Source organism: Streptomyces polyasparticus (assembly GCF_014493765.1).
GTDB classification, from domain to species: Bacteria; Actinomycetota; Actinomycetes; order Streptomycetales; family Streptomycetaceae; genus Streptomyces; species Streptomyces polyasparticus.
This window is the reverse complement of sequence record NZ_JACTVJ010000006.1, coordinates 568,115-594,595: the sequence shown is the minus strand read 5'-3', so window position 1 is coordinate 594,595 and position 26,481 is coordinate 568,115. Positions and strand designations below refer to the sequence as shown.

The following is a 26,481-nucleotide window of genomic DNA, read 5'->3' as shown; positions in this document are numbered from 1 at the left end:
CCCAAGGCCTGTTCAGTCGCGGTGCGGGACCACGAACTCGCACCAGATCGCTTTGCCGCTGCCCCGGGACTCCACGCCCCAGACGTCGGCCAGCCGGTCGACCAGGAGGAGACCGCGGCCCGAGACCCCTTCCTCGCCGGCCTCGCGGCGGCGGGGCAGGGCACTGGAGGTGTCCTCGACCTCGACGCGCAGCCGGCGTTCGGCGCCGGACAGGACGCGCAGCGTGATGATCGCGGCGCCTTCGGTGTGCATCAGGGCGTTGGTCACCAACTCGTCGGCGACCAGCTCGATTTCGTCGGAGCGGTCGCGGGCGCCCCAGGCCCGTACGGCCGCACGGACCATGTGGCGGGCCTCGCGCAGCCCCACGGGATCGTTGGGCGCCACATGCTGCTGCAGCCGGCCGCCGGACTTCGGGGCGTCGGAGCCGCGGCGGCGGAGCAGCAGCAGAGCCGCGTCGTCGTCACCGCCGCGCCGGTCGGCGTCCTCGACGAGCAGCTCGGCCAGCGCGCCGAGGTCGGGGGGTCCCGAGGCGACCAGCGCCGTCAGGGACTGCACTCCCTCGTCGAGGTCGTGGCCCGGCTCCTCGACAAGGCCGTCGGTGCACAGGAGCATCGTCTGGCCCGGGTCGAGTTCGAGGGTCGTGACCGGGTATTCAAGCCGGCCGAACTCGGCGGAGAGCCCGAGGGGCAGACCTCCGGCCACGGGCGCACGCCGGCAGGTGCCGTCCTTGGCGCGTACGAGGGGGTCGATATGACCGGCCCGTACCAGCTGCACGACTCCGGTGGTGAGGTCCGCCTGTGCGTAGAGGCAGGTGGCGAACCGGTCCGTGTCGAGTTCGTGCAGGAAGACCGAGGCCCGGGCCATGACCGTGGCGGGTGTGTGCCCCTCCGCCGCGTACGCGCGCAGCACGATCCGCAACTGCCCCATGACGGCGGCCGCATGGGTGTCGTGCCCCTGTACGTCGCCGATGACCGCGCCGACCTTCCCGCCGGGCAGCGGGATCACGTCGTACCAGTCGCCGCCGATGTCACGGCCGAGCTTGGCCGACCGGTAGCGCACGGCGATCTCCGCGCCGTCGACGGCGGGGATGCTGCGCGGCAGCATCGCCTGCTGCAGCCCCGCGGCCAGGTCCTTCTCCTGCTCGTAGAACATGGCGCGCTGCAGCGACTGCGCGATGCTGCTGCCGAGCGCGATGAGGAGATTGCGCTCGTCGGCGGTGAAGCCGGTCTTGTCCTGGTAGAGCAGCCCGAGCGCACCGATCGGACGGGCCTGCGCGATCAGGGGCAGATACGCGGCCGCGGTGATGTTGAGGTGGCTGATGTGCGGCCACAGGATCGGGTAGGAGTCCGCGAACTCCTCGCGGGTCTCGATGAACCGCGGCGCGAGCGTGCGGACGACCTCGCTCATCGGATACGACTCGTCGATGCGGGTGAAGCGTGTGCCGGGGACGAAGGCGCCCGGCGGGCCCTCGGCCACGAGGTGGATGCGGCCCGCTTCGACCAGGCCCATGACCAGGCTCGCGGCGCCCAGGTGCGCGAGGCCCTGGGTCTCGTCCAGGACGTCGATCACGTCCTGGACGGTGCGGGCGTGCGCCAGGGCCGCCGTGGTGCCCTCGACGATGCTGGTCTGGCGACGGGTCTCGGCGTCGCGCTCCATGCGCATCCGCGTCTCGAGCAGCTCCTGGGTGGCGTCCCGGATGATGCCGAGGATGCGGCGCGGCCGGCCCTGCTCGTCGCGGCAGATGTAGCCCTGGGTGTGCGTCCAGCGCAGCGAGCCGTCGCGGCGGCGCAGCCGGAAGTAGGCGCCGTAGGTCCGGCTGCCGTTCTTGAGGGCTTCGGAGACCAGGGCGTCCAGACGGTGGCCCTCGTGCGGCGGCACACGGGCCCCGAGGGATTCGGGACGCCCTGCGTACTCGTCGGCGGTCACGTCGAAGACGTCATGGGCCGCGGGATCCATGTACATCTCGCCGCTGTCGAGATCCCAGTCGAAGCTGCCCGTGCGGTTCAGCGCGAGAATCGATTCGGGCGGCGCGGGCCATCGGTCCGGGTCGGACATGCGTCCACTTTGCCATGGTTTGCCCGGAGTGGTGCGCTGGGCGGCGAGTGGTTCTCAGCGGGTGCGGTCGGTGGCGGTTCTCAGCGCGTGCGGTCGGCGCGCCCGGCGGCGGACGGTTCGCAGCGGGTGCGGCGCTCCGCCGCCCGCGTGGCCGAGTCCGCGAGGCGCGGCAGGTGCAGCTCGCGGTGGACGGCCGCCATCCGCAGGGCGAAGACCAGCCCGGCGGCCACCACGGTGCCGAGCGTGTCCGAGGCGCCCGCCCAGTGCAGGAGCAGGTACCCCACGGCTCCGGCCAGGGCGGCGGTGGCGTACACCTCCTCACGAAGGAGCAGCGGCGGGAACTCTCCGCACAGCACATCGCGGACGACCTCACCGGTGACACCCGTGAGCACGGCCAGGATGATCACCGCGAAGGGGGTGACCCCGGCGTCGATCGCGGCCCGCGCGCCGATCACGGTCACCACGGCGAGGCCGACGGCGTCCACGGTCATCAGGGAGCGGTGCGGCAGCTCCCAGCGGCGCAGGTACAGCATCGTGGCCACGGCGGTGCAGCTGATCACGGTGAGCAGCACCCAGTCGTGCGTCCAGTAGAGGGGATGCCGGTCGAGGATCAGGTCGCGCAGGGTGCCGCCGGAGATGGAGGCGGCGAAGGCCAGGACGATGCCGCCGAAGGGGTCCATGTTGGCGCGGTGCGCGGCGAGGACACCGCTCGCGGCGAAGGAGGCGACTCCGACGAGGTAGAGGACGTGCAGCACGGAGCTTCCCCCTGGAAACGGCGTACGGGCAGGAGGTTCGAGGACACCACGCGGCCGCCCGTACATGCTTCGTCCTTCCGGCCGGGCTGTCCGGCCGGAAGGACGAATTCCAGGGGAGGCGGCCCTCAGCCGCTGAAGGACTCCGGTTCGGTCGGGTCCGGGATGAACGGGGTGTCGGGGCCGGGTTCGACGTCGGGGACCTCCGGGACCGTGTCGGGACCGGTCTGCTCCGGGACGGTCTCCTCCTGCGGAAGGCTCGGGATGTCCGTACGGTCCGTCGGCTCCTGCTGCTGATCCTGACCGCCGTCCGGCGTGGTCACGTCGCCGCCGCCGTCGGGCGCCGTCGTGTCCGTGTCCGGTACGGGTACGGGCAGCGGGATCGGGCAGCCCGCGGGGATGGTGGGCGTGGGCGCACCGGGGGCGGTGGGCGTCGGCGAGACCGTGGGGCAGTCGGTGGGGCTCGGCGAGTCGCCGGTCTCGTCGCCGTCGGGTGTGGCGCTGTCGGACCCGTCGGGATCGGTGCTCGTCGGCTCGTCCGTGGGCGGCTCGGAGGTCGGATCGTCCGGGTCTGTGGTCTGGTCGTCCGGCTCGGTCGTCTGGTCATCCGGCGACGTGGACGGGTCGTCGGGGCCGGTCGGGTCGATATCCGGGCCGGTGGGGTCGGGCGTCGGGGTGGGCGGCGGGACGATCTTGTCCTTGTCGCCGTCGTCGCCGATCGGTCGCTCGATCCAGGTGTTGTTGGTGATGTTGACGATCGTGATGTTGTTGATCACGGTCGTGGACGGCTTCACCACGATCACGTTCGCCGGGTGGTAGCCCTGCCACGGCTGACCGTGGTGGGTGGCGTCCTTGTGCAGTTCGGCGGGCGGCGTCAGCGGGTTGCCGCACGCGCAGCGCACCCGGGGCAGCCCCCGGTTGTCGACGAGCACCGCGGTGCCGGCCTGGAGCACGGACTGGAAGCTGGTGGGCGCGCCGGCGCTGTAGCCGTGGTTGGTGACCCGGGTGTCGGCCCGCAGCTGTACGGGGGTGAGCCCGCGCAGCCAGCTCGCGATCTCGCCCTGCTGAATGCCCTCGACCTGCGCGAAGGCCCGGGCCTTGGCCTGCTCGGCGGTGAGGAATCGGACCTGCTGCTCGACATCGCAGCTGCTCAGGGAGTGCGTACCGCCGTACAGACCGGGGGTCGAGCCCTGAATGGTGCGGATGCCCGCCTGCGAGGGTGAGGCGGACTGCGTCGGGGAGGGTTGCGGCGTACGGGTGACAGGGGGCGGGGTCTCGGTGACCTTCGACGTGGAGTCCGTGAAGGGATCCGGCCCTGCGGCGGCGACGGGCTGGAGGAACAGTTCCTTGTCACTGCCCGTATCGCCCGCGTCGTTCTCGCCGCTGCTGGAACAGCCCGCCACCAGCAGAGCTCCGGATATCGCGAGTGCTGTGACATAGCGCCTGGTCGGTGAGTGCACGCCGTTCTCCCGCCTGTTTTCTGGCCGTACGTCCCTCATTGTGTGAATCGCGAATTAAGGGCCGCAACCGCGTGCGCGGACCGGGGTCACAATGAAGAAGTGGAGTGGTTCACGGCGTCCGACTACTGGCTCGCCCGCCTCGTCTTCCAGCGGGTGCTCGCCGCCGTGTATCTCCTGGCGTTCCTCGGCGCGGCCCTGCAGTTCCGGGCCCTGATCGGTGAACGCGGGATGCTGCCGGTCCCCCGGTTCGTGGCCCGGGTGCCGTTCCGGCGGGCGCCGAGCCTGTTCCAGCTGCGGTATTCGGACCGTCTGTTCGCGGTCGTGGCCTGGACCGGGGTTCTGTGTTCGCTCGCGCTGCTCGCCGGCCTGGATGCCGAACTGCCGCTGTGGGCGGGGATGGCCCTGTGGGCGCTGCCCTGGCTGCTGTATCTCTCGATCGTCAATGTGGGGCAGACCTGGTACGGATTCGGCTGGGAGTCCCTGCTCCTGGAGGTCGGCTTCCTCGCCGTCTTCCTCGGCCCGCACGATCTGGCCCCGCCGGTCCTGGTCCTTTTCCTCCTTCGCTGGGTGCTGTTCCGCGTGGAGTTCGGCGCCGGTCTCATCAAGATGCGCGGGGACGAGTGCTGGCGGAAGCTGACCTGTCTGCACTACCACCACGAGACGCAGCCGATGCCGGGTCCGCTGAGCTGGTTCTTCCACCATCTGCCGGGGCCCGTGCACAAGACCGAGGTGGCCGCGAACCATGTCACCCAACTCGCGCTCCCCTTCCTCCTGTTCACTCCGCAGCCGGTCGCCTCGTACGCGGCGCTCGCGATGGCGGTCACCCAGCTGTGGCTGGTGCTCTCCGGCAACTTCGCCTGGCTGAACTGGCTGACGATCGCCCTGGCACTCTCCGCCGTCGACTTCACCCCGGTGACGGGCGCACCGCCCGCACTGGCCGGGCCACCGTTCTGGTACGAGATCCTCGTCCTGGCCGTCACGGCGCTCGTCCTGGCGCTCAGCTACCGTCCGGCGCGCAATCTGTTCTCCCGCCGCCAGGTGATGAACTACTCCTTCGACCCGCTCCATCTGGTCAACGCCTACGGCGCGTTCGGCTCCGTCGGGCGGGTCCGCCAGGAGATCTCGATCGAGGGCACGGACGAGGCGGTGCCGCTGCCCGACGGGAGCGGCTGGAAGGAGTACGGATTCCACGGCAAGCCCGGTGAACTCACCCGGCTGCCACGCCAGTTCGCCCCGTACCACCTGCGGCTCGACTGGATGATGTGGTTCGCCGCGCTCTCCCCCGCGTACGCCCGCAGCTGGTTCGGGCCCTTCGTGGAGCGCCTGCTCGACGGCGACCGGGACACGCTGCGGCTGCTGCGCCACAACCCCTTCCCCGAAGCGCCACCGCGTTTCATCCGGGCGCGGGTCTACCGCTACCGCTATACGACCTGGCGGGAGCTGCGGGCGACCGGGGCGTGGTGGCAGCGGACGTATGTCCGTGAGTTCCTGCCGCCCGCCCGTCTCGACAAGGTGGCTTCGAACCGCTGAGACAAGGTGATCTCGGACCGTTGAGACAAGGTGATCTCGGACCGCTGAGGCAAGGCGGTCTCGGATCGCCGAGAGAAGAAGGTGACCTCAGCCCGCCGAGAGCCCGTAGATCCGCCTGGCCGTGCCCGAGAAGACCTCGTCCCGCTCCCCCGCACCCAGGGTGGCAGTCAACTCCCTTGCGCTGTCCAGGACTTCCCCGTACGAGGCCGCAAGGCGGCACACCGGCCAGTCCGAGCCGAACATCAGCCGGGAGGGCCCGAAGGCTTCCAGGGCCGTCTCCGCGAACGGGCGCAGATCGCGCACCGTCCACCGTGCCCAGTCCGCCTCGGTGACGAGCCCCGAGAGCTTGGCGACCGTGTTCGGCAGGGCCGCGAGGGCGCACAGGTCACCGGCCCATGGCTCCACCTCGCCGCGCGCGATCGGCGGTTTGCCCAGGTGGTCGAGGACGAAGGTCAGCTCCGGCAGTCCGACGGCCGCCTTCACGCAGGCCGGCAGCTGGTGCGCCTGCACGACGAGGTCGTACGCGAGCCCCGCGGCGGCGACGGCGGCGAGGCCTCTGCGGACGTCCGGGCGCAGCAGCCAGTCGGGGTCGGGCTCGCCCTGCACCTGGTGCCGGATGCCCACCAGGTGCGCGCCGCCCGGGAGTTCACGCAGCCGCGCGAGCTCGTCCGCGACGCCGGGGGCGGTGAGGTCGGTCCAGCCGACGACGCCCGCGACCAGGTCGCTGCTCGCGGCGAGGGCCAGGAACTCCGGCGTCTCCTCCGCCACGGTGACCGTCTGCACCAGGACGGTGGCCGAGACGCCGGCGGCCCGCGCCTCCGGCTCCAGGTCGGCGAGGATGAAGTCGCTGCGGATCGGGGCGAGTTCGGGACCCGTGATCCAGTCCTGGTCGCGTACGGCGAGGTCCCAGACGTGGTGGTGAGCGTCGACGACGCTCACGGGACCTTCCCCACGGGCACCGGCACGTCCTCCGCGAGCAACCCCTCCGCCTTGAGCGCGGCCCAGAACGCCTCGGGCACCGGGGTGGCGAACTGCGTTGCCGTATCGCGCACTTGATCGGCGGAGCGCATCCCCACCAGGACACCCGCGACCGCCGGATGCGCCAGCGGGAACGTCAGCGCGGCGGCGCGCAGCGTCGTGCCGTGCTGCAGGGCGAGCTCCTTGATGCGCCGGGCCCGGGTCAGGAGGTCGTCGGGTGCGGTCGTGTAGTTGTATGTGGCCCCGTCGCGCGGTTCGGCGAGGATGCCGGAGTTGTAGACCGCCGCGGCGACCACGCTCTTGCCGCGGGCCTGCGCCTCGGGAAGGAGCGCCTTGAGCGAGATCTGGTCGAGCAGGGTGTAGCGGCCCGCGGCCAGGACCACGTCCGTGTCGGTGTCGGTGATGAACCGGGTGAGCATCTCGGCCTGGTTCATCCCGGCGCCGATCGCGCCGACGACGCCTTCCGAGCGCAGCTGTTCGAGCGCCGGATAGCCCTCGCGGAACGCCCACTCCTCGTGGTCGTCCGGGTCGTGCAGATAGACGATGTCGACGCGGTCGAGGCCGAGCCGCTCCAGGCTGCCCTCGATGCTGCGCCGGACCCCGTCGGCGGTGAAGTCCCAGACCCTGCGGTGCGTGGCGGGCACGGCGAAGCCGCCGGCCGCGAGATCGTCGCCGCCGCCGTCGTACGGTTCGAGGAGCCTGCCGACCTTGGTGGACACGGTGAAGCTGTGCCGGGGCCGCTCGCGGAGGACTTCGCCGAGGCGGCGCTCGGAGACGCCGAGCCCGTAGTGCGGTGCGGTGTCGAAGGTGCGGATGCCCGCGTCCCAGGCGGCCGTGACCGCCTCGTACGCCTGCTCGTCGGTGACCGGCTCGAAGAGTCCGGCGATCGGTGCGGCGCCGAAGGAAAGCCGGGAGACGAGGACGTCGGTGGCGGCGAGGCGCGCTGTGGCGATCATGCGGTCACCGGCCGGAGCCTGAGGCCCTGCATACCGCCGTCGACCGCGAGCGCCGTCCCGGTGGTCGCGCCGGCGGCCGGGCTCGCCAAGTAGGCGATGGCCGCGGCGACTTCCTCGGCGCTCACGAGCCGGCCCGTGGGCTGGCGGGCCGCGAGCGCGGCGCGTTCGGCGGCCGGATCGTCGGCGGCGTCCAGGAGACGGCCGACCCAAGGGGTGTCCACGGTGCCGGGGTTGACGCAGTTCACTCGGATCCCTTCGCGTACGTGGTCCGCTGCCATGGCGAGCGTGAGGGAGAGCACCGCTCCCTTGGAGGCGCTGTAGAGCGCACGCTGCGGCAGGCCCGCGGTCGCGGCTATCGAGCAGGTGTTGACGATCGCGGCATGCCGCGAGGCGCGCAGATGCGGCAGCGCGGCGCGGGTGGTGCGCACCATGCCGAGCAGATTGACGTCGAGTACGTGGTGCCAGGCCGCGTCGTCGTTGTCCTCGACGGTGCCCTGGGCGCCGGTCCCGGCGTTGTTCACCAGGATGTCGAGGCCGCCCATCTCCTCGGCGGCCGCGGCCACGGCCGACCGTACGGACGCGTCGTCCGTGACATCCGCGCGCCGCGCGAGCAGCGGTTTGCCCACCGCCTCCGGGGCGAGGTCGAGGACGGTGACCTGCGCTCCGCGTTCCGCGAGGAGTTCCGCCGTCGCCCGGCCGATGCCCGAAGCCCCGCCGGTGACAAGGGCTTTGAGTCCGTCAAGGTCGGTCATGCCACTGCTCCCTTCCGCTGCAGGAGATCATGGTCGTCGGCGTCCGGCGTGGGAAGGGCACCGGCCCAGTACGTGCCGTTCGGATAGCGGTAGCGCTCCAGGGACGCGGGGTGCATGGCCGCGGAGAATCCGGGGGCGGACGGGGCCGTGTAGCGGCCGTCGCGGATCACGACGGGGTGCTCGAAGTGTTCGTGGAGATGGTCGACGTACTCGATCATCCGGTCCTCGGTGGTGCCGCTGAGCGCCACGTAGTCGAACATCGCCAGATGCTGGACGAGTTCGCACAGTCCGACGCCGCCGGCGTGCGGGCAGACGGGGACGCCGAACTTGGCGGCGAGCAGCAGGATCGCCAGGTTCTCGTTGACGCCGCCGACGCGGGCCGCGTCCAGCTGCAGGACGTCGATCGCGCCGACCTGCAGGAGCTGTTTGAAGACGATGCGGTTCTGGACGTGTTCGCCGGTCGCGACCTTCACGGGCGCCACGGAGCGGCGGATCTCCGCATGGCCGAGCACGTCGTCGGGGCTGGTGGGCTCCTCGATCCAGTACGGCCCGTACGCCGCGAGGGCGCGGGTCCAGGTGATCGCCTCGTCCACGTTCCAGCGCTGGTTGGCGTCCACCGCGATGCGGAAGTCGTCGCCCACGGCCTCCCGCGCGGTCCGCATCCGGCGCAGGTCGTCCGCCAGGTCGGCGCCGACCTTCAGCTTGATCTGGGTGAATCCCTCGGCGACCGCCTCGCGCGCGAGCCGGGTCAGCTTCTCGTCGGAGTAGCCGAGCCAGCCGGGCGAGGTGGTGTACGCCGGGTAGCCGCGCACCCGCAGCCGCGCCGCGCGCTGTTCGGCGTCCACACGGCCCCGCTCCAGAAGGGCGAGCGCCTCGTCGGGGGCGAGCACATCGGCGATGTAGCGGAAGTCGATCTGCGCGACCAGCCAGGCCGGTTCGGCGCGCGAGAGCAGCTGCCACAGCGGCAGGCCCGCCCGCTTGGCGGCGAGATCCCAGACCGCGTTGACGACCGCGCCGATCGCCATATGCATGACGCCCTTCTCCGGACCGAGCCAGCGCAGCTGACTGTCCCCGATCAAGTCGCGGTTCAACGAGCCGGGATCGGCGCAGAGTTCCTCGACGGCGCGTCCGACGACATGGGGCCGCAGCGCGTCGATGGCGGCGACCTGCACGTCGTTGCCGCGCCCGATCGTGAACGCGAACCCGTGCCCTTCGAGACCGTCGCCGGAGTCGGTGCGCAGCACGACATACGCGGCGGAGTAGTCGGGGTCGGGGTTCATGGCGTCGGAGCCGTCGAGCTCGGCGGAGGTCGGGAAGCGGATGTCGAAGGTCTCGACTGCCGTGATACGAGCGGAGGTTGACGTCACGGCTCTCTCTCTTGGTCAGGGGTCGTCCATGGCCTCAGAGGTCCGTTCGACGGGGCCGGCACGGACCCCACTCATCGGACCTCTGAGACAGGACGAGTATTCATCGGAGGTCTATGGCTGCACAAGACCCCACAGCGGCCAAGATCTGGCGCCTCTTCAACTCAGAGATCGGATCACCCTCGTCCGGTGCGCTCCGCTCAGCGCCCCGACCCGGCGTACGGCTCAGGCCTCCCACCCGACCTTGAACACCCAGGCGTGCTTCCCGGCCCTGCGGGCGGCCTCCGGCACGTCGATGACCAGCGCGCCGCCCCGCGTCCGCCAGGTCAGAGGCCGGTCGTACCCGAGCATGGTCACGCGGTCGCCCTGCCGGATCGGTACGGCCGCCTCGACGGTCAGCTGTGCTCCCGGCGCGGCGAGCGAGTGGATGTAGAACGCGCGGTTCTGCCGGACCGTGAACCGCAGATCCTCGCCGAGCTGCGCCATCCTCGACCAGTACGTGGTGTCGTAGACCGCCTCGCCGTTGACCTTGAGCCAGTCCCCTGTCTCGCGCAGCCGGCGCTCCATGATCTCGGGGATGGTCCCGTCGGCGCGCGGTCCGATGTCGAGCAGGAAGTTGCCGTTCTTGGACACGATGTCGACGAGGCTGTGCACGATCTCCTCGGTCGTCATGTAACGCTCGTCGGGCGTGGCCGCGTTGTACCCGTAGCTGAACGGATCAAGCCCGCGGCTCGACTCCCACTTCGCCACCACCGTGTTCTCGTACGTCGTGTACTCGGGCGTGGTGAAGTCGTGGAAGGGGATACCGGAGCGGTTGTTGACCGCGACCTCCAGGGGCTTGTCCCGGTTCTTCGCGTGGTTGAAGTACTCGGCGAGCACGTGGTGGCTGTCGTTGGCCCCGCCGATGTCGCACCACAGGACCTGCGGCTCGTAGCCGTGGATCAGCTCGAGCATCTGCGGCGCCTGATACCCGAGGACGTAGTCCTTGCCGGAGGTGTAGCCCGTGTACGGGACGGGCTCCAGGGTGTACGGATTGCGCGGGGAATGCCCGCGCCAGGGGTTGTCGGGGTTGAACCACTCGGGCATGGAGAAGTACAGGCCGCGGTGCAGCTCGGGCGTGTACTGCTTCGAGGCGTCGAAGAGCTCCTTGACGAGATCCCTCTTCGGGCCCATCCGCACGGAGTTGCGGTCCGCGAGCCGGGTGTCCCACAGGGCGAAGCCCTCGTGGTGCTTGGAGGTCAGCACGTGGTACTGGGCACCCGCGTCGCGGAACAGCTCCACCCAGGCGCGCGGGTCGTACTTCTCCGCACGGAACATCGGGATGAAGTCGTCGTACGCGAAGTCCTCGCCGTAGACGGCCCTGTGGTGCGCGTACGTCGGGTTGTCGGGGAGCTGCATGTGGTTCCAGTACCACTCGGCGTACTGCTCGCCGACCGGCGCCCAGGCGGGCACCGAGTACACGCCCCAGTGGATGAAGATCCCGAACTTCACGCGGTGGAACCAGTAGGGCGCCTGGTGCGTGCCCAGGGAGGCGGCCGTCGGCTCGTAGTCGGGGACGCCGAGCGTCAGGCGCCGCCCGGCCGCGGCGACGCGGCGTCCGCCACTGGCCGCGAAGACCGTGCCGTCCTGCTGTGTGCCCGCCGCGGTGCCCGGACGGTTGCGGATGCCGATCCGTACCCGGGCCTGCTCGCCGAGGTCGAGACGTCGGATGCCTGCGGGGTCGACCGTACGGGCGCCGGCGACGTCGACGCCGACGGCGAGCCCGTCGCGGGCGAGGAGCGCGACGGTGCCGGCGTTCACCACCGTCGCCTCGACACTCTGCGCCCCGCTCTCCTCCAGGAGCGACACCGTGGACTTGGCGCCGCGCAGCAGCAACGCCCTTCCCTCGGCGGCGGGTTGGAGGGTCAGCGCGAAGAGGTGCAGCGCGGACCTGTTCGGCTCGGCGGGTCCGATGTCGGGCAGCGTGAGGGCGACGGCTTCGCGGGCCGGATCCAGCGCGACCTCGGTCGCGTCGATCACCACGCGGTGGGCGTCCTTGGTGCCATCCGGCGTGTAGCGGTACGGGGCGGCGAGGAGTCCGCCGCCCGCGTACCAGTCGGGCGCGCCGACGGTCCCCTGTCCGGTGCCGCCGTCGGCGTAGTGGACGGTGACCTTGCCGGACGTGGCGCCATAGCTGCAGGCGGCGAGGAAGTGGGCCGAGAGGTAGCGGCCCTTGGGCAGCTCGATCCGGGCGCCGCGCGCGACGATGTTGTTCGCGGCGCCGGCCGCGGCGGACGGGAAGTCGAACGGAATGCCGTCCAACTCGATACGCCCTGCGGGCAGTTCCTCCCCGGGGAACGTGTAGCCGGAGCCGTCGAAGTCTCCGCCGCGCGCTTCGGCGGTGTCGATGCCGTCGTTGTCGAAGTGGGCGGCAAGGGCCACGGTGACAGCGGGCGGGACGGTGGCCCAGTCGTCTTGCGCCTCGGGTCCGGGCTCGTACGGCGCGGCCGTGGCGCCGGCCGCGAGCGGTCCGGCCGCGGTGACCGCGGCTCCTGCGGCCAGGGCGGTCGCGGTGGCGATGACCTGGCGTCTCGGGTAGGCGTTCATGTGCAGCACTCCCTGTCGTGGGGACGAGGTGTCCTTGTGCGGGATGGTTCGTGCCGGACATTCATCGGAGGTCTGATGATTGAGGCGTGGCGGAGACCTGTCAATGGGCTTCGCAGGCACGGGAGTTGACCCGGGTGGTCGGATGTACCGCTACGTGCGGGGCCGGGCGAACTCGACGTACAGGCCGGGCAGGCTCGACGTGCGGGGCCGGACGCGGCACAGTGCTCCTGTGAGGGCGGAGATCATCGAGGAGCGGGCGGCGCGGACGCCGTACGCGCAGGGCGAGGAGCGACCGTGACCAGCTGGGCAGGGCGGAGCGCCGTACAGATCACAGCGGCGGTGCGGGCGAAGGCCGTGACACCGCGCGAGGTCGTGGCGGAGCATCTCGCACGGATCGAACTGCTCGACGCCCGCGTGGGCGCCTTCCGCACGGTGCGCGCCCGCGCGGCGCTCGCGGAGGCGGAGGCGCTCGCCGGGCATCCCGATCTAGCCGAACTCCCGCTCGCCGGTGTGCCGGTGGCGGTGAAGGACAATCTGCCGGTACGCGGCGAGTCCACGCGCAACGGGTCGGCGGCCACACCGGACGCGCCCGCCACCGAGGACCATCCGACGGTGGCACGGCTGCGGGCCGCGGGTGCGGTGGTGGTCGGCGTGACCAACGTCCCCGAGCTGTGCGTCTTCGGCACGACGGACGGTGTGCACGGCACGGCCCGCAACCCCTGGGACACCTCCCGTACGGCCGGCGGCTCCTCCGGCGGCAGCGCGGCCGCGGTGGCGGCCGGCATGGTGCCGCTCGCGATCGGCAACGACGGAATGGGCTCGCTGCGGATTCCGGCCGCGAACTGCGGGGTGCTCGGCTTCAAGCCCGGCGACGGGGTGGTGCCGCGCGATCTGGGCGGCGGCTGGTTCGGGCTCTCCGAGAACGGTCCGCTGGCGACGACGGTCGCCGACGCCCGGCTGATGCTCGCGGTCCTGTCGGGCACGTCGGCACCCACCGCTTCGAGAGCCACGTCCGGCACCTCGCCCCAGCCCTCCCCCGCCGCCGACCCGCTCAGGATCGCGCTCTCCACCCGCAGCCCGCTGGCCGGTGTACCGGTCACCAAGGCCTGGCGGACCGCGACCCAGGAGGCGGGCAAGCTCCTCGTCGAGGCGGGTCATCGCGTCGAGGACGCGGATCCCCCGTATCCGCTCTGGCTGGGCGCCTCCGCGCTCGCGCACTGGACCGCCGGCACGCATGTGGACGCGCGAAGCCTGGACCGTACGCGGCTCGCCCGCCGTACCCGCATCCATGCGGCGGTCGGCGGCCGGACGCTGGCCCGCGTGGAGCGCGGTGAGGGCCGGACCCGGCTGCGTGCGCTGCTCGAGCCGTTCTTCGAGCGCCACGACATCCTGCTCACCCCGGCCCTCGCCCGCCGCGGTCCCGCCGCGGCGGCCTGGCACGAGCGGGGCTGGCTGCGCAATCTCACCGCCAACACCCGCTATTCGCCCTTCACCCCGGTGTGGAACCTGACGGGCTGGCCCGCACTGTCGGTCCCGTTCGGGGTGCTGTCCTCGGGCGTGCCCTGCGCGGTGCAGCTGGTGGCGGCCCCGGGCCGGGAGGACCACCTCCTCGATCTGGCCGAGACGCTGGAGTCCCTGCGTCCGTGGGTGCGGCACGCGCCCAGCGCCTGAAGGCCTGTCTCCGGACCGCGCTCCTGCCAGATGGCGAACGCCCCGTCGGCCGTGCACAGATGGGGCGAGGCGCTGCCGACGCTACTCGAGATGCTGCCGACGCTGCTCAAGGAAGGCACTGCGTGCCGGAGGTGAGTGCCAGGTGCTCGCCCGTACGAAGGACAACTGGTGCCGATCCCTACGGGCTCGCCCAGCAGACGGACGAGCTGACCGCGGCGACGATGGCGCGGCGGCACGGGATGAGTGCGGTGTGTCTGCGCCACCCGTTCGTGGGCGGCTTCGAGGAGCGGCTGCTCGCGCACGCGGCCCGCGCCAGGGCCGAACCGGCTGTCGGTGCGCGGAACTTGTGGACGCATCCGGAAGTGCGCGACGCGGCCCGCACTGCTCGCGCTCGTGATGCGGTCCGGGCGCGCACACGATTCATGTGTGCGCGCCCGAGACGTGCCGTCGGTCCTGTGACCAGTTACAGGTCGGGGTCCGACCTGTGCAGGCCTTGGTCAGTCCACGCTCGGCAGGATGTGCGGCTCGGCGAGGTCGTCCTCGTAGCCCGCGAGGCGGATCGGCGCCGACCGCGCCCACACCTCCAGGCTGCCCAGCTGGTCCCCCTGCCGGCGGCCGGCCCGGTCGCGCCGGTCCTTGGGAGACCTTTGCTCACTCTTTGACTTGTCTGGTGTCACCGCGCACTCCTTATGTGTCGGGTAACCCCCGGTCGCACCGTCGACGCCCGCTCCGGGGACGCCGCGGCCGCCCGGTGGGGGCATCGCTCTGGACTGTTCGGTCGCGGTGGCGCCGGTTGCTCATGCGGGACGCAGCCGTGGTGACCGGCTTGTCCCAGGACGGGCCAAGGGTGTTGGTGGAACCCGTTGGTGTGGCCCGTTCCGGACCAGAGTACCCATATGAGCGGACCCCCGCTCTATGGGGAGGCAAAATCTCTGCGCATCCCCCGGAAAAACGGCCCAAAACCACTGTAGGGGTGGGTAATCCGACCTGCACGGAGACAAGACGGAAACACGGAGGAGACAAAGCGGGCCGCTCGCTGCACGCGGTTCAGGCGGTGTTGGCCTCGCGGTCAGGCGGGCCTGTTGTCCTTCTCCTACGTGGCACTTGGTGCCATCACCGCCTCGCCTTCTCCATCGGAAGGAGCCGCTCATGGAGTCGCACGGTCCTCTGTTGTCGGGGACGAAGGTGCACACCGTCGACGAACTGATGGACCTGCTGCACGCCTGCCGCGACGCCTGGGACACCCCGGACCGCAGCGGTGATCCCGTCGATCTGCACGACCACGCGCTGCAGACCGCCGCGCTGCTCCGCCGCTCGCATCCCGCCGACAAGGAGTTGCAGGTGGCGGGTCTCGTGCACGACCTCGGCCATCTGCTGCGGCCGGGTGAGGACGCGGCACACGCCGACGTTGCCGCCGACGCGGTGCACGCACTGCTCGGCCACCGGGTCGCCGCGCTCGTCCGTCTGCACGTACCCGCCAAGCGCTACCTCGCCGCGACCGAACCGGGGCGGGCCCTGTCCCCGCAGAGCGCGCGGACGCTGGCCGCGCAAGGCGGGGTGATGGCGTACGAGGAGGCCATGACGTTCGCGGACGGTCCCCATGCGCAGGACGCGATCACGCTGCGGCAGGCCGATGACGCGGGGAAGGTGGTGGGCCTGGACGCCGGGGTGATGGAGGACTGGAGGCCGGTGCTGGAGCTGGTGGCCTCGGCGGTGCGGTAGGCAGCGGATGCGTGACGGGTCTCCCGTTCCGTGGTCCGCCATGTCACCGTACGCGGATGACATCTGGAGCAGCGGAGCCTCGACTCGACGGCAGGGCGGCCCTGGTGACCGGCGGAACCCGGGGCATCGGGCTCGCCGTCGCCCACCGGCTCGGTGCGGCGGGCGCGGCCGTGGGCATCACGGGGCGCGATCCCGAAGGCGTACGGCAGGCGGTCGGCGAGCTGGAGAAGGCGGGCGTGCGGGCGTTCGGCTGCGCGGGCGACGTGGCCGATCCAGCCCATCTCGCCGCCTGTGTCCGGCAGTTGACCGAGGAGTGCGGACGGCTGGACATCCTCGTCAACAATGCCGCGACCAACCAGCCGTACGGCCCCCTGATGGAAGCCGATCCCGACCGCTGGACCACGGCGTTCGCCACCAACGTCGAAGCACCGCTGCGCCTGGTGCAGTTGGCGTGGCGTGCCTGGATGCGCGAGCACGGCGGCGCGGTGGTGAACATCTGCACGGAGGGCACCCACGGCGTCGGGCCGAACGTCGGCGCGTACGGCACCAGCAAAGCCGCGCTGCTGCATCTGACGCGGCAGCTCGCCGGTGAACTCGCCCCGCGGGTCAGGGTGAACGCGGTCTCCCCCGGCCTGGTGCGCACCGAGATGGCGCGCTTCGTGTGGGAAGGCGCCGAGCAGCGCATCGCCGACGGGCTGCCGCTCGGCAGGATCGGCGAGCCCGAGGACATCGCGGACGCGGTCCTTTGGCTGGTGTCGGACGGCGCGCGCTGGGTGACGGGCGCGGATCTGCTCGTGGACGGCGGTACGCGGGTACGGGCGGCCGCCGGGTCGAGCGCCGGGTATGCCGTGCACGAGCAGCTGCGGGCGGCCGACGGGCCCACCGCTTAGGGCGGCCGCGGTGTTCAGCGGGTCTCGAGGGTGAGCTCGATGCCCCTGGTCCTGAAGTGCCGGGACGGCTTGAGTCCTGCGGCCCGTATCTCCTGTTCCGTCTGCGCATCTGCCCGCTCGGCCGCCGGACGGGCGGCCTCCGACACATGAGTGCACGCCACATGCCAGACCCGGGACGCTCGCTCCAGACGCCTGGCGAGCACAGCCGGGGGCACGGGTTCGTCGTCCAGCGCGTCCGTCTCGGCCGCGGTGCGGGCGCGGCCCGCGTCGGGCAGCCCGGCGAAGGCCTCCTCGTACGCGGTGGAGATCAGCCCGCACCGCGCACCCGTGAAGACGACGGCGTCGCCCGGAGCACCGTGATCGTGCAGGATCCTGACGGCGGCCGCGGTGTCCCAGGCGCGGCTCGGTTCCAGACGGATCGCCCGGTGGGCGAAGGCCAGGGGCACGGCCATCGCCAGGACCAGCGCGGTGCGGGCCGTCCAGTGCAGCGCGAACAGACCGCCGGCCAGCAGCAGCACCAGCGCCGGCAGACAGAACAGCAGATAGCGGTACGCGAACACCGGCTGCAGCACGGCGGCCAGGGCCAGGCACAGCGGGGGCACGACCAGCCACGGCAGGGCGACGGCGTGCAGCAGGGGCGGAGCGGTGCGCCGGCGAACGGCCAGTGCCGTCAAGGCGGTCAGGACCGAACCCAGGAGCACGAGCTTCATCCATGGCAGGAGCGTGTCCTGGCCGGGGCTCAGGAGCCAGGAGAGAAATCCCAGGGGAGTTCCCGCGGAGACAGGCGGTGCCTCGCCCACGGCGGAGTGCTGGGTCGCCCCGATGATCAGCAGCGGTGCGACGGTCACGAGACCTGCCACCTGGGCGCCCGCCACACGAAGTGCCGTGCGCCGCCCGGGACGGAGCCACGCCACGGTGAGCGCGTGCGCGGCGAGCAGCAGCAGACCGAGTACGTTCAGCCAGCCGAGCACCGCGACGGCCGACGCATACGCCAACAGGCTTCGCCGGCGGACGTCTTGTTCGTTCAGTACCTTGACCAGGGCTCCGGTGGCCAGCACGGCCGCCGCCATGACGAAGGCGAACGAGCGGCCTTCCTGCGCGTACCGGGAGGCCGTCGGCGCCACGGCGAGAGCGAGCCCGGCGCAGACACCCGAACGGGGTCCGCCGAGCGACCGGCCGAGCCACACCGTCCCCGCCACGGCGACGGCGACCGCGGCCGCCGAGGGGACGCGCATGGTGAACGCCGTCACCGAAGTCACCTGCCCCACCATGTGCATCAGGGCATAGTGCAGACCGTGTACGGCGTCGACCCGGCCGAGCAGTCCGAACAGCTCGGGCCAGGACCGCCGGGCCACGTCCATGGTGACGATCTCGTCGGTCCAGGGGGACGGGCCCGTGCTGCCCCACATCCCGAGCAGGAACGCGAGCACCGGCATCGCCGCGCCTGCCAGGCGAAGCCGGGGGAAGTGCGCGAGACGAAGCCGGGCGAAGTCCACGAGGCGCAGCCGGGATGGGAACGACACGCTGTTCCCTCTCTGGAGCTCCGGCAAGCAGAGCCCCAGCCTCCCTCGGCTTCCCCGCGGCGGGCCTCGGCCTTTCGGCCAGGATTCAGACCCGGGTGCCTCCTTGCGAGGCGCGGGCGCTTACCACTTGCCGGGCGCGTAGTCCTTCAGGAAGACCCCGTACACGTCCTCGCCGGCCTCGCCGCGCACCACCGGGTCGTACACCCGGGCCGCGCCGTCGACCAGGTCGAGGGGAGCGTGGAAGCCCTCCTCGGCGAGGCGGAGCTTGTCGTAGTGCGGGCGCTCGTCGGTGATCCAGCCGGTGTCGACGGAGGTCATCAGGATGCCGTCGGTCTGGAACATCTCCTGGGCGCTGGTGCGCGTCACCATGTTCATCGCGGCCTTGGCGGCGTTGGTGTTGGGGTGGCCCGCGCCCTTGTAGCCGCGGTTGAACACCCCTTCCATCGCCGACACGTTGACCACGTACGCACGGCCGGACCTGGCCTTGCCCGCGGCCTCGGCCATCGAGGCGCGGAGCTTGCTGATCAGGATGAACGGCGCGGTGTAGTTGCACAGCTGGGTCTCGAGCAGCTCCACCGGGGAGATCTGCTCGATGGACTGCACCCAGGTGTTGGTGTCCACGACATCGGGCAGCAGGCCGCCGGCGTCGATGGCGGAGCCGTCGCGGTGCTTCTCGATGCTGGCGTGGCCGCCCACGAGCGCGAGGTCGGCGACCTGCTGTGCGTCCATGCCGGAGATACCGGCGGGCAGGGCCTGGATGCCGTCCACCGCACCGGAGTTGAAGGCGCCGATCACGTGGTACGGGGGCAGCTCGCCCGCGGGCAGCGGCGCGCTCTCGCCGTCGACGAGTGCGGCGTACGCGGAGGGCAGCCGGCGCACGGTCTGCGTGGCGTTGTTGATGAGGATGTCGAGCGGGCCCTGCTCGGCGACCTGGTCGGCGAGCGACACGGCCTGCGCCGGGTCGCGCAGGTCGATGCCGATGACCTCGAGGCGGTGGATCCAGTCCGCGGAGTCGTCCATCGCCTTGAAGCGGCGGATGGCGTCCTTGGGGAAGCGCGTGGTGATCGTGGTGTGCGCACCGTCGCGCAGCAGCCGCAGCGCGATGTACATGCCGATCTTCGCGCGGCCGCCGGTGAGCAGTGCACGCTTGCCGGTCAGATCGGTGCGGGCGTCGCGCTTGGCCCGGTTCTCGGCCGCGCACTTCTGGCACAACTGGTGGTAGAACGCGTCGACCTCGACGTAACGCGCCTTGCAGACGTAGCAGGAACGCGGCCGCTGGAGTATCCCGGCGATCTCGCCGGCCACGGACGAGCTGGGCAGCAGGCCCTGGGTCTCGTCGTCGATGCGCTCGGCGGAGCCGGTGGCCGTGGCGTGCGTGACCTGGCGGTCGTGCTCGGTCTTCGCGGCGCGGCGCTCCTGGCGGCGGCGCTGCTTCACGGTGCGGTAGATCCCGGCGGTGGCGCGGCGGACCGCGATCGCGTCGGGGTGGTCGACCTCGATCTTGTCGAGCTCGTCGAGCACGGCGAGACAGATGGCGAGCCGCTCCGGATCGATGCCGGGCCCGAAGTCCTGGCTTTCCGGGGTGTCACTGGTCACGGTCATCGCCGCTGCTTCCTCGTACGGGTGGGGGCGCACCGGCGCCATGAAGATTCCAAAAGGGGGATTTTACGGAGTGGAGGCGGCGCTCTCCAAACCGCGCGGGCCACCGCCGACTCAGCGCACCCGCCGGGTCACCCAGGGCGACCCGGCCACCCGCTCGGAGCAGGTCCGGGAACGCTGCATAAGGTCACCATGATCGAACTGCACAGAAAGGCGGCGCGGCTCCCCGTGACCGAGGCACCACCCCATTCCCTGTTCTCTTTCGGCACGCTGCGGGACGGGAGGGTTCAGGCGGCGCTCTTCGGCAGGACCGTGCCGCACGCCCCGGCGGCGCTGGCCGGGCACACCACGCGGCCGCTGCGGATCACCGACCCGGAGGTGATCGCCGCCAGCGGGCTCGAGGTGCATCTGGCACTGGGGCGCCGGATCGGGTGCGAGGTCGAGGGTGCGGTGCTCGCCCTGACCGACCGCGATCTCACGGCTGCGGACGACTACGAGGTGGACGACTACGCGCGGCGCCGGGTCCTGCTCACCTCCGGCGAGAGCGCCTGGGCCTATCTGGACGCGCGGCCGCTGCGCCCGGCGGAGCGCATCGTGATCGTCGGCGACAGCATCGCGTACGGCCGCTGCGACGCGGGCGGCGGCTGGGCCGGCCGGCTCGCGGCCACGCATATCGCGGCGGACGAGGTGGAGCACCGGGTGTTCAACCTGGCCGTCCCCGGCAGCACCCTGCGCGAGGTGAGCGAGCAGACTCCCGCGCTGCTCGGGGCCCGCCTGCCGGACACGCTCGTGGTGGCGGCGGGCATCAATGACACGGCGCACGGCGGGGACGACGGGGCGTGGCTCGACGGCCTCGGGCAGAGCCTCGGCTCCCTTGCCGCCACGGCTCTGGAGTGCGGCGCGCGTCTGGTCGTTCTCGGCCCCACGTGGCTGGAGGAGGAGCGCGCCCGTGCCTATGACGGGCTGAGCTTCACCGAGGCGAAGGCGCTCGCGCTGCGTGCGGCGCTGCGCGCCTGGTGCTCGGCGCGGCACGTGGATTTCGTGGACCTGTGGGAGCCGTTGCAGGGGCGCCCCGACCTGCTCGCGGACGGTCTGCACCCGACCGCGGAGGGCCATCAGGCGGTGTTCGAGCACCTGATGGCCACGGCGAGTTGAGGCCTTCGGGCGCCGAGGCCCACGGACCTGGCACCTCGGCCGCCCGTCCTCAGGCCCTGGCCTCCCCGGCCACCCGTCCTCAGACCCCGGTCTCCCCGGCCACCCGTCCTCAGACCCCGGCCGCCGCGCTCAGCACCGCGGCCTCCGCCATCAGCGCGCGGCCCAGACCGTCGAGGTCGGGTACGGCCTCGGCGTCCGCCACCAGGCCGTAGTGGACCCGTCCCCGGTACGTCGAGACGGCGATCGCGAGGGACTGGCCCTGGGCGAGCGGGGCGAAGGGGTAGACCTCGGCGAGCGGGCAGCCAGCCAGGCGCAGGCCGAGGCTGGGCAGCGGGACGCTGGTGACGAGGATGTCGAAGAGCAGCCGGGCCGACTGGGCCACGAGCGGACCGCCGAGCCGGTGCGCGAGAGGCGGGACGTGGTCCGCGAGCAGGGCCACGGCGCCCGCGCCGCGGTGCGCCCCGTCGTCCTTGCTGCGGTCCATGTCGCCGCGGACGGTGCCGAGGCGGGTGAGCGGGTCGGCCTCGTCGACGGGCAGGCGGATGAGGTAGCCGGAGAGCCGGTTGCCCTGCGGCTGGTGTGCGCGGGGGCGGCGGCGCGACACGGGTATGAGGGCTCGCGGCCGCACCTCGTCGGCCGGTTCGCCGCGTGCGGACAGCCACTCGCGCAGCGCTCCGGCAACGACGGCGATCAGCACGTCGTTGACGGTGCCGCCGGCCTTCTTGCGGATGCGGTGGATGTCGTCGAGATCGAGCACCGCACCGGCCGTCCGCCGTGTGCCGGTGGCCTGGGAGGTCAGGGCCTGCGTGGACCGTACGTCCCAGGTCGCGCGCGCCACCGAGGCGCCGATGTCGAGAGCCTGCCCAAGTGCCCCGGCCTGGCGGCGCAGCGTACGCGGGACCGCGCCCGGCAGCGCGGCGAGCGTGCCGAGCAGACCGCGGCCGCCCTCGTCCGTCGGCGCGGGCCGCGGCGGGCGCGGCGCCACGGGCTGCGGGTCCATCACTCCGGCGGCCAGGGTCAGCGCGCGCAGCCCGTCGGCGAGTGCGTGGTGGAACTTGAAGAGCACGGCGAACGAGCCGCCGTCGGCAGCGGGCAGGACATGCGCCTCCCACGGCGGCAGCGACCGGTCGAGGGGACGTTCCATGAGCGCCCCGGCCGCCGCATGGAAGTCATCCGTCTCCGGGGCCAGCCGGACATGTCCGGCGGGGTCGAAGTCGGGCACGGGCTCCCGCACCGCTCCCCCGGCCCCGAACCAGACGTCCCTGATCCGCATGCGCAGACCGGGGACCTGGGGCGCTCGGGCCATGAGCAGGTCGGCCGCGTGCTGGGCGGCCGAGGCGGAATCGCAGGTGAAGACACCCAAGGCGCCCAGATGCATGGGGTGTTCGGGGGATTCGATGTTCCAGAAGGCCAGGTCGAGGGGTGCGAGCGGATCGGTGAGGGTAGCCATGCCCAGCTCTCGCGTCGACTATGGGAAGCCTGCAGTCAACAGCTTGTTGACGACTACGGTCAAGTACGTTCGGAATACGGACCGTTACGAACACATCAATTCTCGAACCCTCGCTCACACGCCCCACAGCAACCCCGCCATGGCCCGCCCCCGCGTTCATCGCGGAGGCGGGCCGTGGCTCACGTCAGGTGCACTGGGCACCTCCTGGTGAGGACGCATCCCTGATCAGGCTCTCGTGCGCCGCCTTGATCCGCTGCTCGTCCCCCTTCAACACTCTGCGGTCGTAGGTGAGCAGGCCGTTCAACTCGCCCTCGACATCGGTGATCTGGGTGTAGACGGCCCCGTTGCCGCCCTGGCAGGCCAGCGCCCTGACCTTGTCGAGCAGCCCCAGGTACTCGTCCGTGTACTTCGCCCGGTCCACGCCCACATAGGTGTGGCGGACGGGCCACGCATGACCGGGAACGGCCAGGCCGAGGCCGCCGTACTCGCCGCTGACCAGGGCCCGTTTGCCGTCCGGCGCCGGCAGCAGCGGGCTCGGGTAGCCGTGGGCGTCGGCGATGTCGCCGTTGCCGCCGTCCACCGCACCGCAGCAGTTGAGTCCGCTCATGTTGTTCACGAGCCGGCTCGGGTCCCAGGCCTTGGCCTGGTCGGCGATGCGTGCCTGGTCGTACTGGCCCCAGCCCTCGTTGAAGGTGACCCACATGATCACCGACGGGCTGGAGACATGCTGGTCGATCATCTTCTTCATCTCGTGCTCGTACTGCGCCCGCGACGCGGCGTCCGGTGTACGGCCCGCCGTCATCGACGGCATGTCCTGCCAGACCAACAGCCCCATTTTGTCGGCGTGATGGAACCAGCGGTCCGGTTCGACCTTGATGTGCTTGCGCACCGAGTTGAAGCCGAGGTCCTTGTGCTTCTTCAGGTCGTACGCGAGTGCCTCGTCGCTCGGCGCGGTGTGCAGACCGTCCGGCCAGAAGCCCTGGTCGAGGGTGGCCATGGAGAACACCGGCTTGCCGTTGAGCAGCATCCGGGGTGTTCCGCCGACCGATGCGACCTCGATCGAGCGCATGCCGAAGTAGCCGGCGACCCGGTCACGGCCGACCGTGACCTTGAGGTCGTACAGGTGCGGGTCGTCCGGGGACCACAGGTGCGGGTCGGGTACGGGCACACGGAGCGTGCTGCCCGATGTGCCGCCCGCCCGTCCGACCTCGCGCTTCCCGTCGTACGCGACGGCGGTGACCGGGACTCCGTCGCGTACGCCCTGGATGTCGACCGCGAGCCGCTCGCCGGCCACGTCGGGGATCAGCTTGAGCCCCTGTGCGTGGTCAGCCGCCACCGGCTCCAGCCAGACCGTCTGCCAGATGCCGGACGAGGAGGTGTACCAGATGCCGGACGGGTCGAGGCGCTGCTTGCCGAGCGGCGGGTTCTCGGCGCCGGCGGCGTCCGTCGGGTCGTAGACGCCGACGATCAGTTCCTGGGTGCGGCCGGGCTCGAGCGCGTCGGTGATGTCGGCGGCGAACCGGTCGTACCCGCCCTTGTGTTCGGTGACCTTCTTGCCGTTGACGTAGACCACGGACTGCCAGTCGACCGCGTCGAAGTTCAGCTTGATCCGCCGGCCACCGGTGGACCAGTCCTGCGGCACGGTGAACGTGCGGCGGTACCACATGCGGTCCTCGTGCCGTTCGACGCCCGAGAGCTTCGACTCCACGGGGTACGGGACGAGAATGCGCTCGGCGAGACGCTTGCCGAACGGCGGCTGCTCACCGGCCGTGGCGCCGGCGAACTCCCAGGTCCCGTTGAGGTTCTGCCAGTCGGCGCGCTTGAGCTGCGGGCGCGGGTACTCGCGCCAGGCGTTGGAGGGGCGCACCTCCTCGCCCCACTTCGTGGTCAGTTGGTACGTGGAGTCGTTGGAGCCGCCGCTCCAGAAGGCGCCGACGGCCTTGCCGTCCGCGGCGGCGAGGCCGCCTTCGCCGTCGTAGCGGACGTCGACCTGGCCGCCCTGGCCGACGACGGGCTCGTCGAGGGCGATCAGCAGCTTGCGCGGGTCCTCGGGGTCCAGGGTCGCCCGGCCGAGCGGCCATGGCGCGCCGCCGATCATTGCGTCGAGGTGCTCGGTGAACTCCGCCGGCGGGGCGGCGAGTTCCTGCAGGAAGTCCAGGCGCAGGGTGCGTCCCGAGGCGAGCACGGATCCGCCGTACGCACCGTCGTAGTCGAAGCCGTCGGGGAGGCGGAAGGCCGACTGCGGGACGGGCTCCTTGGCCTGGCCGGGCTGGATCCAGTTGAGGTGCAGATTCGAGCCGCCGTAGTGCTCGAAGTACTCGACCTTGAGGTCGTACGCGGTACCGGCGGTCAGCTCGACGGGCTGGGAGGTCTGCTCCCTGTCCCAGTCGTCGACCCAGTGGTCGATCGTGAGCCTGCCGTCGACCCAGAGCCGGAAGCCGTTGTCCCCGATCATGGAGAAGGTGTGGGCTCCGGTGCGCTCGGGAACGAGCTTGCCGGTCCAGCGCACGCTCACGTCGTCGGAGCGGCCGGTCGCGGCGGCGAGGCGCGGTTCGAGGTTGTCGACGTCGAGGTCCGGATCGAACCCGGTGGCCTTGAGCTCCGCGAAGTCGAAGGCCCCTGGGGCGGATTGGGTGTAGTACTCGCCCTTGAGACCGGGCGGCTCGGCGGGGTCCTGCGCGGCCTGCGCCGCGGGCAGTGCGGTCAGGCCGGCGAGGCCGAGCAGGACCGCGAGGAGTAAGGACAGTCGTCTTCTCACGCGCACGGGAACCTCCATCTCGAGTGGATCGTGAGGAAGGGTGGCGGGTCGTCGGATGAGTCTGTACAACGTTGGAAGGAACGGCAGTTGGCATGACAGCACGGCACCGACCTGCTGTCCAGGGTCATGACAAAGGGCCAGTACACGCGCCTGTACATCGATGCAAGGACAAGCAGCGCATCGGCGCAGGCAGTGGCCAGGGGCGCCCGCCCCGGAGGGGAATCACGTGAGGGTGAGCCTCAAGGACGTCGCGGAACGCGCCGGCGTCTCGATCAAGACCGTCTCGAACGTCGTGAACAACTACCAGCACGTCACGCCGGCGATGCGCGAACGAGTGCAGCGCGCCATCGACGAACTGGGTTACCGGCCCAATCTGACCGCACGCCACCTGCGCAAAGGCCGTACCGGCATCATCGCGCTCGCGGTGCCCGAGCTGGGCAACCCCTACTTCGCCGAGCTGGCCGGCGCCGTGATCGACGCGGCCGCCGAGCACGACTACACGGTCCTGCTCGACCACACCCGCGGCGACCGCGAACAGGAGATCCTGGTCAGTCAGGGCTTCCGCGCCCGCGTGATCGACGGCCTCATCCTCAGCCCTCTCGAGCTGGAGGCCGACGATCTGCGCGCCCGCACCGACGACGTCCCGCTCGTGCTGCTCGGCGAGCGCGAATACGACCTGCCGTACGACCACATCGCGATCGACAATGTGGCGGCCGCGCGCGTGGCCGTACGCCATCTCCTGGGTCTCGGCCGCACCAGGATCGCCTTCCTCGGCGCCCGTACCGACACCGCGAACCGGCCCGCCCACCTGCGACTCCAGGGCTGGCGCGAGGAGTTGGAGGCCGCGGGCGTGAGCGCACCGGACGCGCTGGTCGGTCCCGTCGGGGGCTGGGACCGCGCCGACGGAGCGGTGGCGATGGCGCGGATGCTGGACGCGGGCACGCGGCCCGACGCGGTGTTCGCGTACAACGACCTCGTCGCGATCGGTGCCATGCGGGTGCTGCACGAACGCGGCCTGCGGGTGCCGTGGGACGTGGCCGTGGTCGGCTTCGACGACATCGTGGAAGGGCGCTTCGGCGCCGTCTCGCTGACCACGATCGCGCCGGACAAGCACGCCATCGCCCGCCTGGCCGTCGAGTCGGTCATCAGCCGGCTGCGCGGGGCGGGAACCGCCACGTCAGAGCCGCAGGGGCGCGAACTGGCCGCCGAATTCCGGCTGATGGAGCGGGAGAGCACGCTCGGCCGTCGATGAGGCCCTCGTCGAACGACTGTCGAACGGC

At 71.5% G+C, this 26,481-nt stretch carries 19 protein-coding genes; 6 read left to right on the top strand and 13 right to left on the bottom strand.

Annotated features, from left to right (window positions below; genetic code table 11):
• Window positions 1–12: 12 nt before the first annotated feature.
• The 3 genes from H9Y04_RS14575 to H9Y04_RS14565 form a co-directional block, all read right to left on the bottom strand.
• On the bottom strand, window positions 13–2,055 hold the full coding sequence (locus H9Y04_RS14575; protein ID WP_187814235.1) for a SpoIIE family protein phosphatase: 2,043 nt from the start codon (window positions 2,053–2,055) through the stop codon (window positions 13–15).
• Window positions 2,056–2,135: 80 nt separating this feature from the next.
• A complete protein-coding gene (locus tag H9Y04_RS14570; RefSeq protein WP_308800978.1) occupies window positions 2,136–2,810 on the bottom strand; it encodes a trimeric intracellular cation channel family protein in 675 nt (224 codons plus the stop codon).
• Window positions 2,811–2,935: 125 nt separating this feature from the next.
• On the bottom strand, window positions 2,936–4,267 hold the full coding sequence (locus H9Y04_RS14565) for a DUF6777 domain-containing protein (protein WP_187814233.1): 1,332 nt from the start codon (window positions 4,265–4,267) through the stop codon (window positions 2,936–2,938).
• A gap of 99 nt (window positions 4,268–4,366) precedes the next feature.
• Between H9Y04_RS14565 and H9Y04_RS14560 the strand changes: the two genes are divergently transcribed.
• A complete protein-coding gene (locus tag H9Y04_RS14560) occupies window positions 4,367–5,797 on the top strand; it encodes a lipase maturation factor family protein (protein ID WP_187814232.1) in 1,431 nt (476 codons plus the stop codon).
• Window positions 5,798–5,884: 87 nt separating this feature from the next.
• Here H9Y04_RS14560 and H9Y04_RS14555 read toward each other — a convergent pair whose 3' ends face one another.
• The 5 genes from H9Y04_RS14555 to H9Y04_RS14535 all read right to left on the bottom strand — a co-directional run bounded on the left by H9Y04_RS14555 (window position 5,885) and on the right by H9Y04_RS14535 (window position 12,433).
• A complete protein-coding gene (locus tag H9Y04_RS14555; RefSeq protein ID WP_187814231.1) occupies window positions 5,885–6,736 on the bottom strand; it encodes an amidohydrolase family protein in 852 nt (283 codons plus the stop codon).
• Window positions 6,733–7,731, bottom strand: a complete 999-nt coding sequence (locus tag H9Y04_RS14550; RefSeq protein WP_187814230.1) for an aldo/keto reductase — start codon at window positions 7,729–7,731, stop codon at window positions 6,733–6,735. The genes H9Y04_RS14555 and H9Y04_RS14550 overlap by 4 nt, the downstream gene beginning before the upstream one ends.
• Complete coding sequence (locus tag H9Y04_RS14545; protein ID WP_187814229.1) at window positions 7,728–8,483, bottom strand: SDR family NAD(P)-dependent oxidoreductase; 756 nt, start codon at window positions 8,481–8,483, stop codon at window positions 7,728–7,730. The genes H9Y04_RS14550 and H9Y04_RS14545 overlap by 4 nt, the downstream gene beginning before the upstream one ends.
• The gene (locus H9Y04_RS14540) at window positions 8,480–9,850 is read right to left on the bottom strand and encodes an L-fuconate dehydratase (protein WP_187814228.1); all 1,371 of its coding nucleotides are present in this window, start codon (window positions 9,848–9,850) and stop codon (window positions 8,480–8,482) included. The genes H9Y04_RS14545 and H9Y04_RS14540 overlap by 4 nt, the downstream gene beginning before the upstream one ends.
• A gap of 222 nt (window positions 9,851–10,072) precedes the next feature.
• On the bottom strand, window positions 10,073–12,433 hold the full coding sequence (locus H9Y04_RS14535) for an alpha-L-fucosidase (RefSeq protein WP_187814227.1): 2,361 nt from the start codon (window positions 12,431–12,433) through the stop codon (window positions 10,073–10,075).
• 294 nt (window positions 12,434–12,727) lie between these two features.
• Between H9Y04_RS14535 and H9Y04_RS14530 the strand changes: the two genes are divergently transcribed.
• A complete protein-coding gene (locus H9Y04_RS14530) occupies window positions 12,728–14,104 on the top strand; it encodes an amidase (protein ID WP_187814226.1) in 1,377 nt (458 codons plus the stop codon).
• A 497-nt stretch (window positions 14,105–14,601) separates the two neighbouring features.
• Here H9Y04_RS14530 and H9Y04_RS14525 read toward each other — a convergent pair whose 3' ends face one another.
• Window positions 14,602–14,781 carry a hypothetical protein gene (locus H9Y04_RS14525; protein WP_187814225.1) on the bottom strand — a complete coding sequence of 60 codons (180 nt, stop codon included), beginning with the start codon at window positions 14,779–14,781 and terminating at the stop codon, window positions 14,602–14,604.
• A 472-nt stretch (window positions 14,782–15,253) separates the two neighbouring features.
• Here H9Y04_RS14525 and H9Y04_RS14520 point away from each other — a divergent pair, with 472 nt between their 5' ends.
• Window positions 15,254–15,826, top strand: coding sequence for an inositol oxygenase family protein (locus tag H9Y04_RS14520; protein ID WP_187814224.1), 573 nt, complete (start codon window positions 15,254–15,256; stop codon window positions 15,824–15,826).
• A 56-nt stretch (window positions 15,827–15,882) separates the two neighbouring features.
• Window positions 15,883–16,716, top strand: a complete 834-nt coding sequence (locus H9Y04_RS14515; RefSeq protein WP_187814223.1) for an SDR family oxidoreductase — start codon at window positions 15,883–15,885, stop codon at window positions 16,714–16,716.
• Window positions 16,717–16,730: 14 nt separating this feature from the next.
• On the opposite strand, the gene H9Y04_RS14510 is transcribed toward H9Y04_RS14515, so the two are convergent.
• On the bottom strand, window positions 16,731–18,239 hold the full coding sequence (locus H9Y04_RS14510; protein WP_187814222.1) for a glycosyltransferase family 39 protein: 1,509 nt from the start codon (window positions 18,237–18,239) through the stop codon (window positions 16,731–16,733).
• Window positions 18,240–18,359: 120 nt separating this feature from the next.
• Window positions 18,360–19,841, bottom strand: coding sequence for an SDR family NAD(P)-dependent oxidoreductase (locus H9Y04_RS14505; protein ID WP_187814221.1), 1,482 nt, complete (start codon window positions 19,839–19,841; stop codon window positions 18,360–18,362).
• Between the two features lie 189 nt (window positions 19,842–20,030).
• Between H9Y04_RS14505 and H9Y04_RS14500 the strand changes: the two genes are divergently transcribed.
• Window positions 20,031–20,993 (top strand): GDSL-type esterase/lipase family protein, encoded by a 963-nt coding sequence (locus H9Y04_RS14500; protein ID WP_214661193.1) that lies wholly within the window; start codon window positions 20,031–20,033, stop codon window positions 20,991–20,993.
• Between the two features lie 109 nt (window positions 20,994–21,102).
• On the opposite strand, the gene H9Y04_RS14495 is transcribed toward H9Y04_RS14500, so the two are convergent.
• Both H9Y04_RS14495 and H9Y04_RS14490 read right to left on the bottom strand, forming a co-directional pair.
• Window positions 21,103–22,443, bottom strand: a complete 1,341-nt coding sequence (locus H9Y04_RS14495) for a wax ester/triacylglycerol synthase family O-acyltransferase (RefSeq protein WP_187814220.1) — start codon at window positions 22,441–22,443, stop codon at window positions 21,103–21,105.
• Window positions 22,444–22,627: 184 nt separating this feature from the next.
• On the bottom strand, window positions 22,628–25,219 hold the full coding sequence (locus H9Y04_RS14490) for a PA14 domain-containing protein (RefSeq protein WP_187814219.1): 2,592 nt from the start codon (window positions 25,217–25,219) through the stop codon (window positions 22,628–22,630).
• A gap of 208 nt (window positions 25,220–25,427) precedes the next feature.
• Between H9Y04_RS14490 and H9Y04_RS14485 the strand changes: the two genes are divergently transcribed.
• On the top strand, window positions 25,428–26,453 hold the full coding sequence (locus H9Y04_RS14485; protein ID WP_187814218.1) for a LacI family DNA-binding transcriptional regulator: 1,026 nt from the start codon (window positions 25,428–25,430) through the stop codon (window positions 26,451–26,453).
• The last annotated feature ends 28 nt before the right edge of the window (window positions 26,454–26,481 follow it).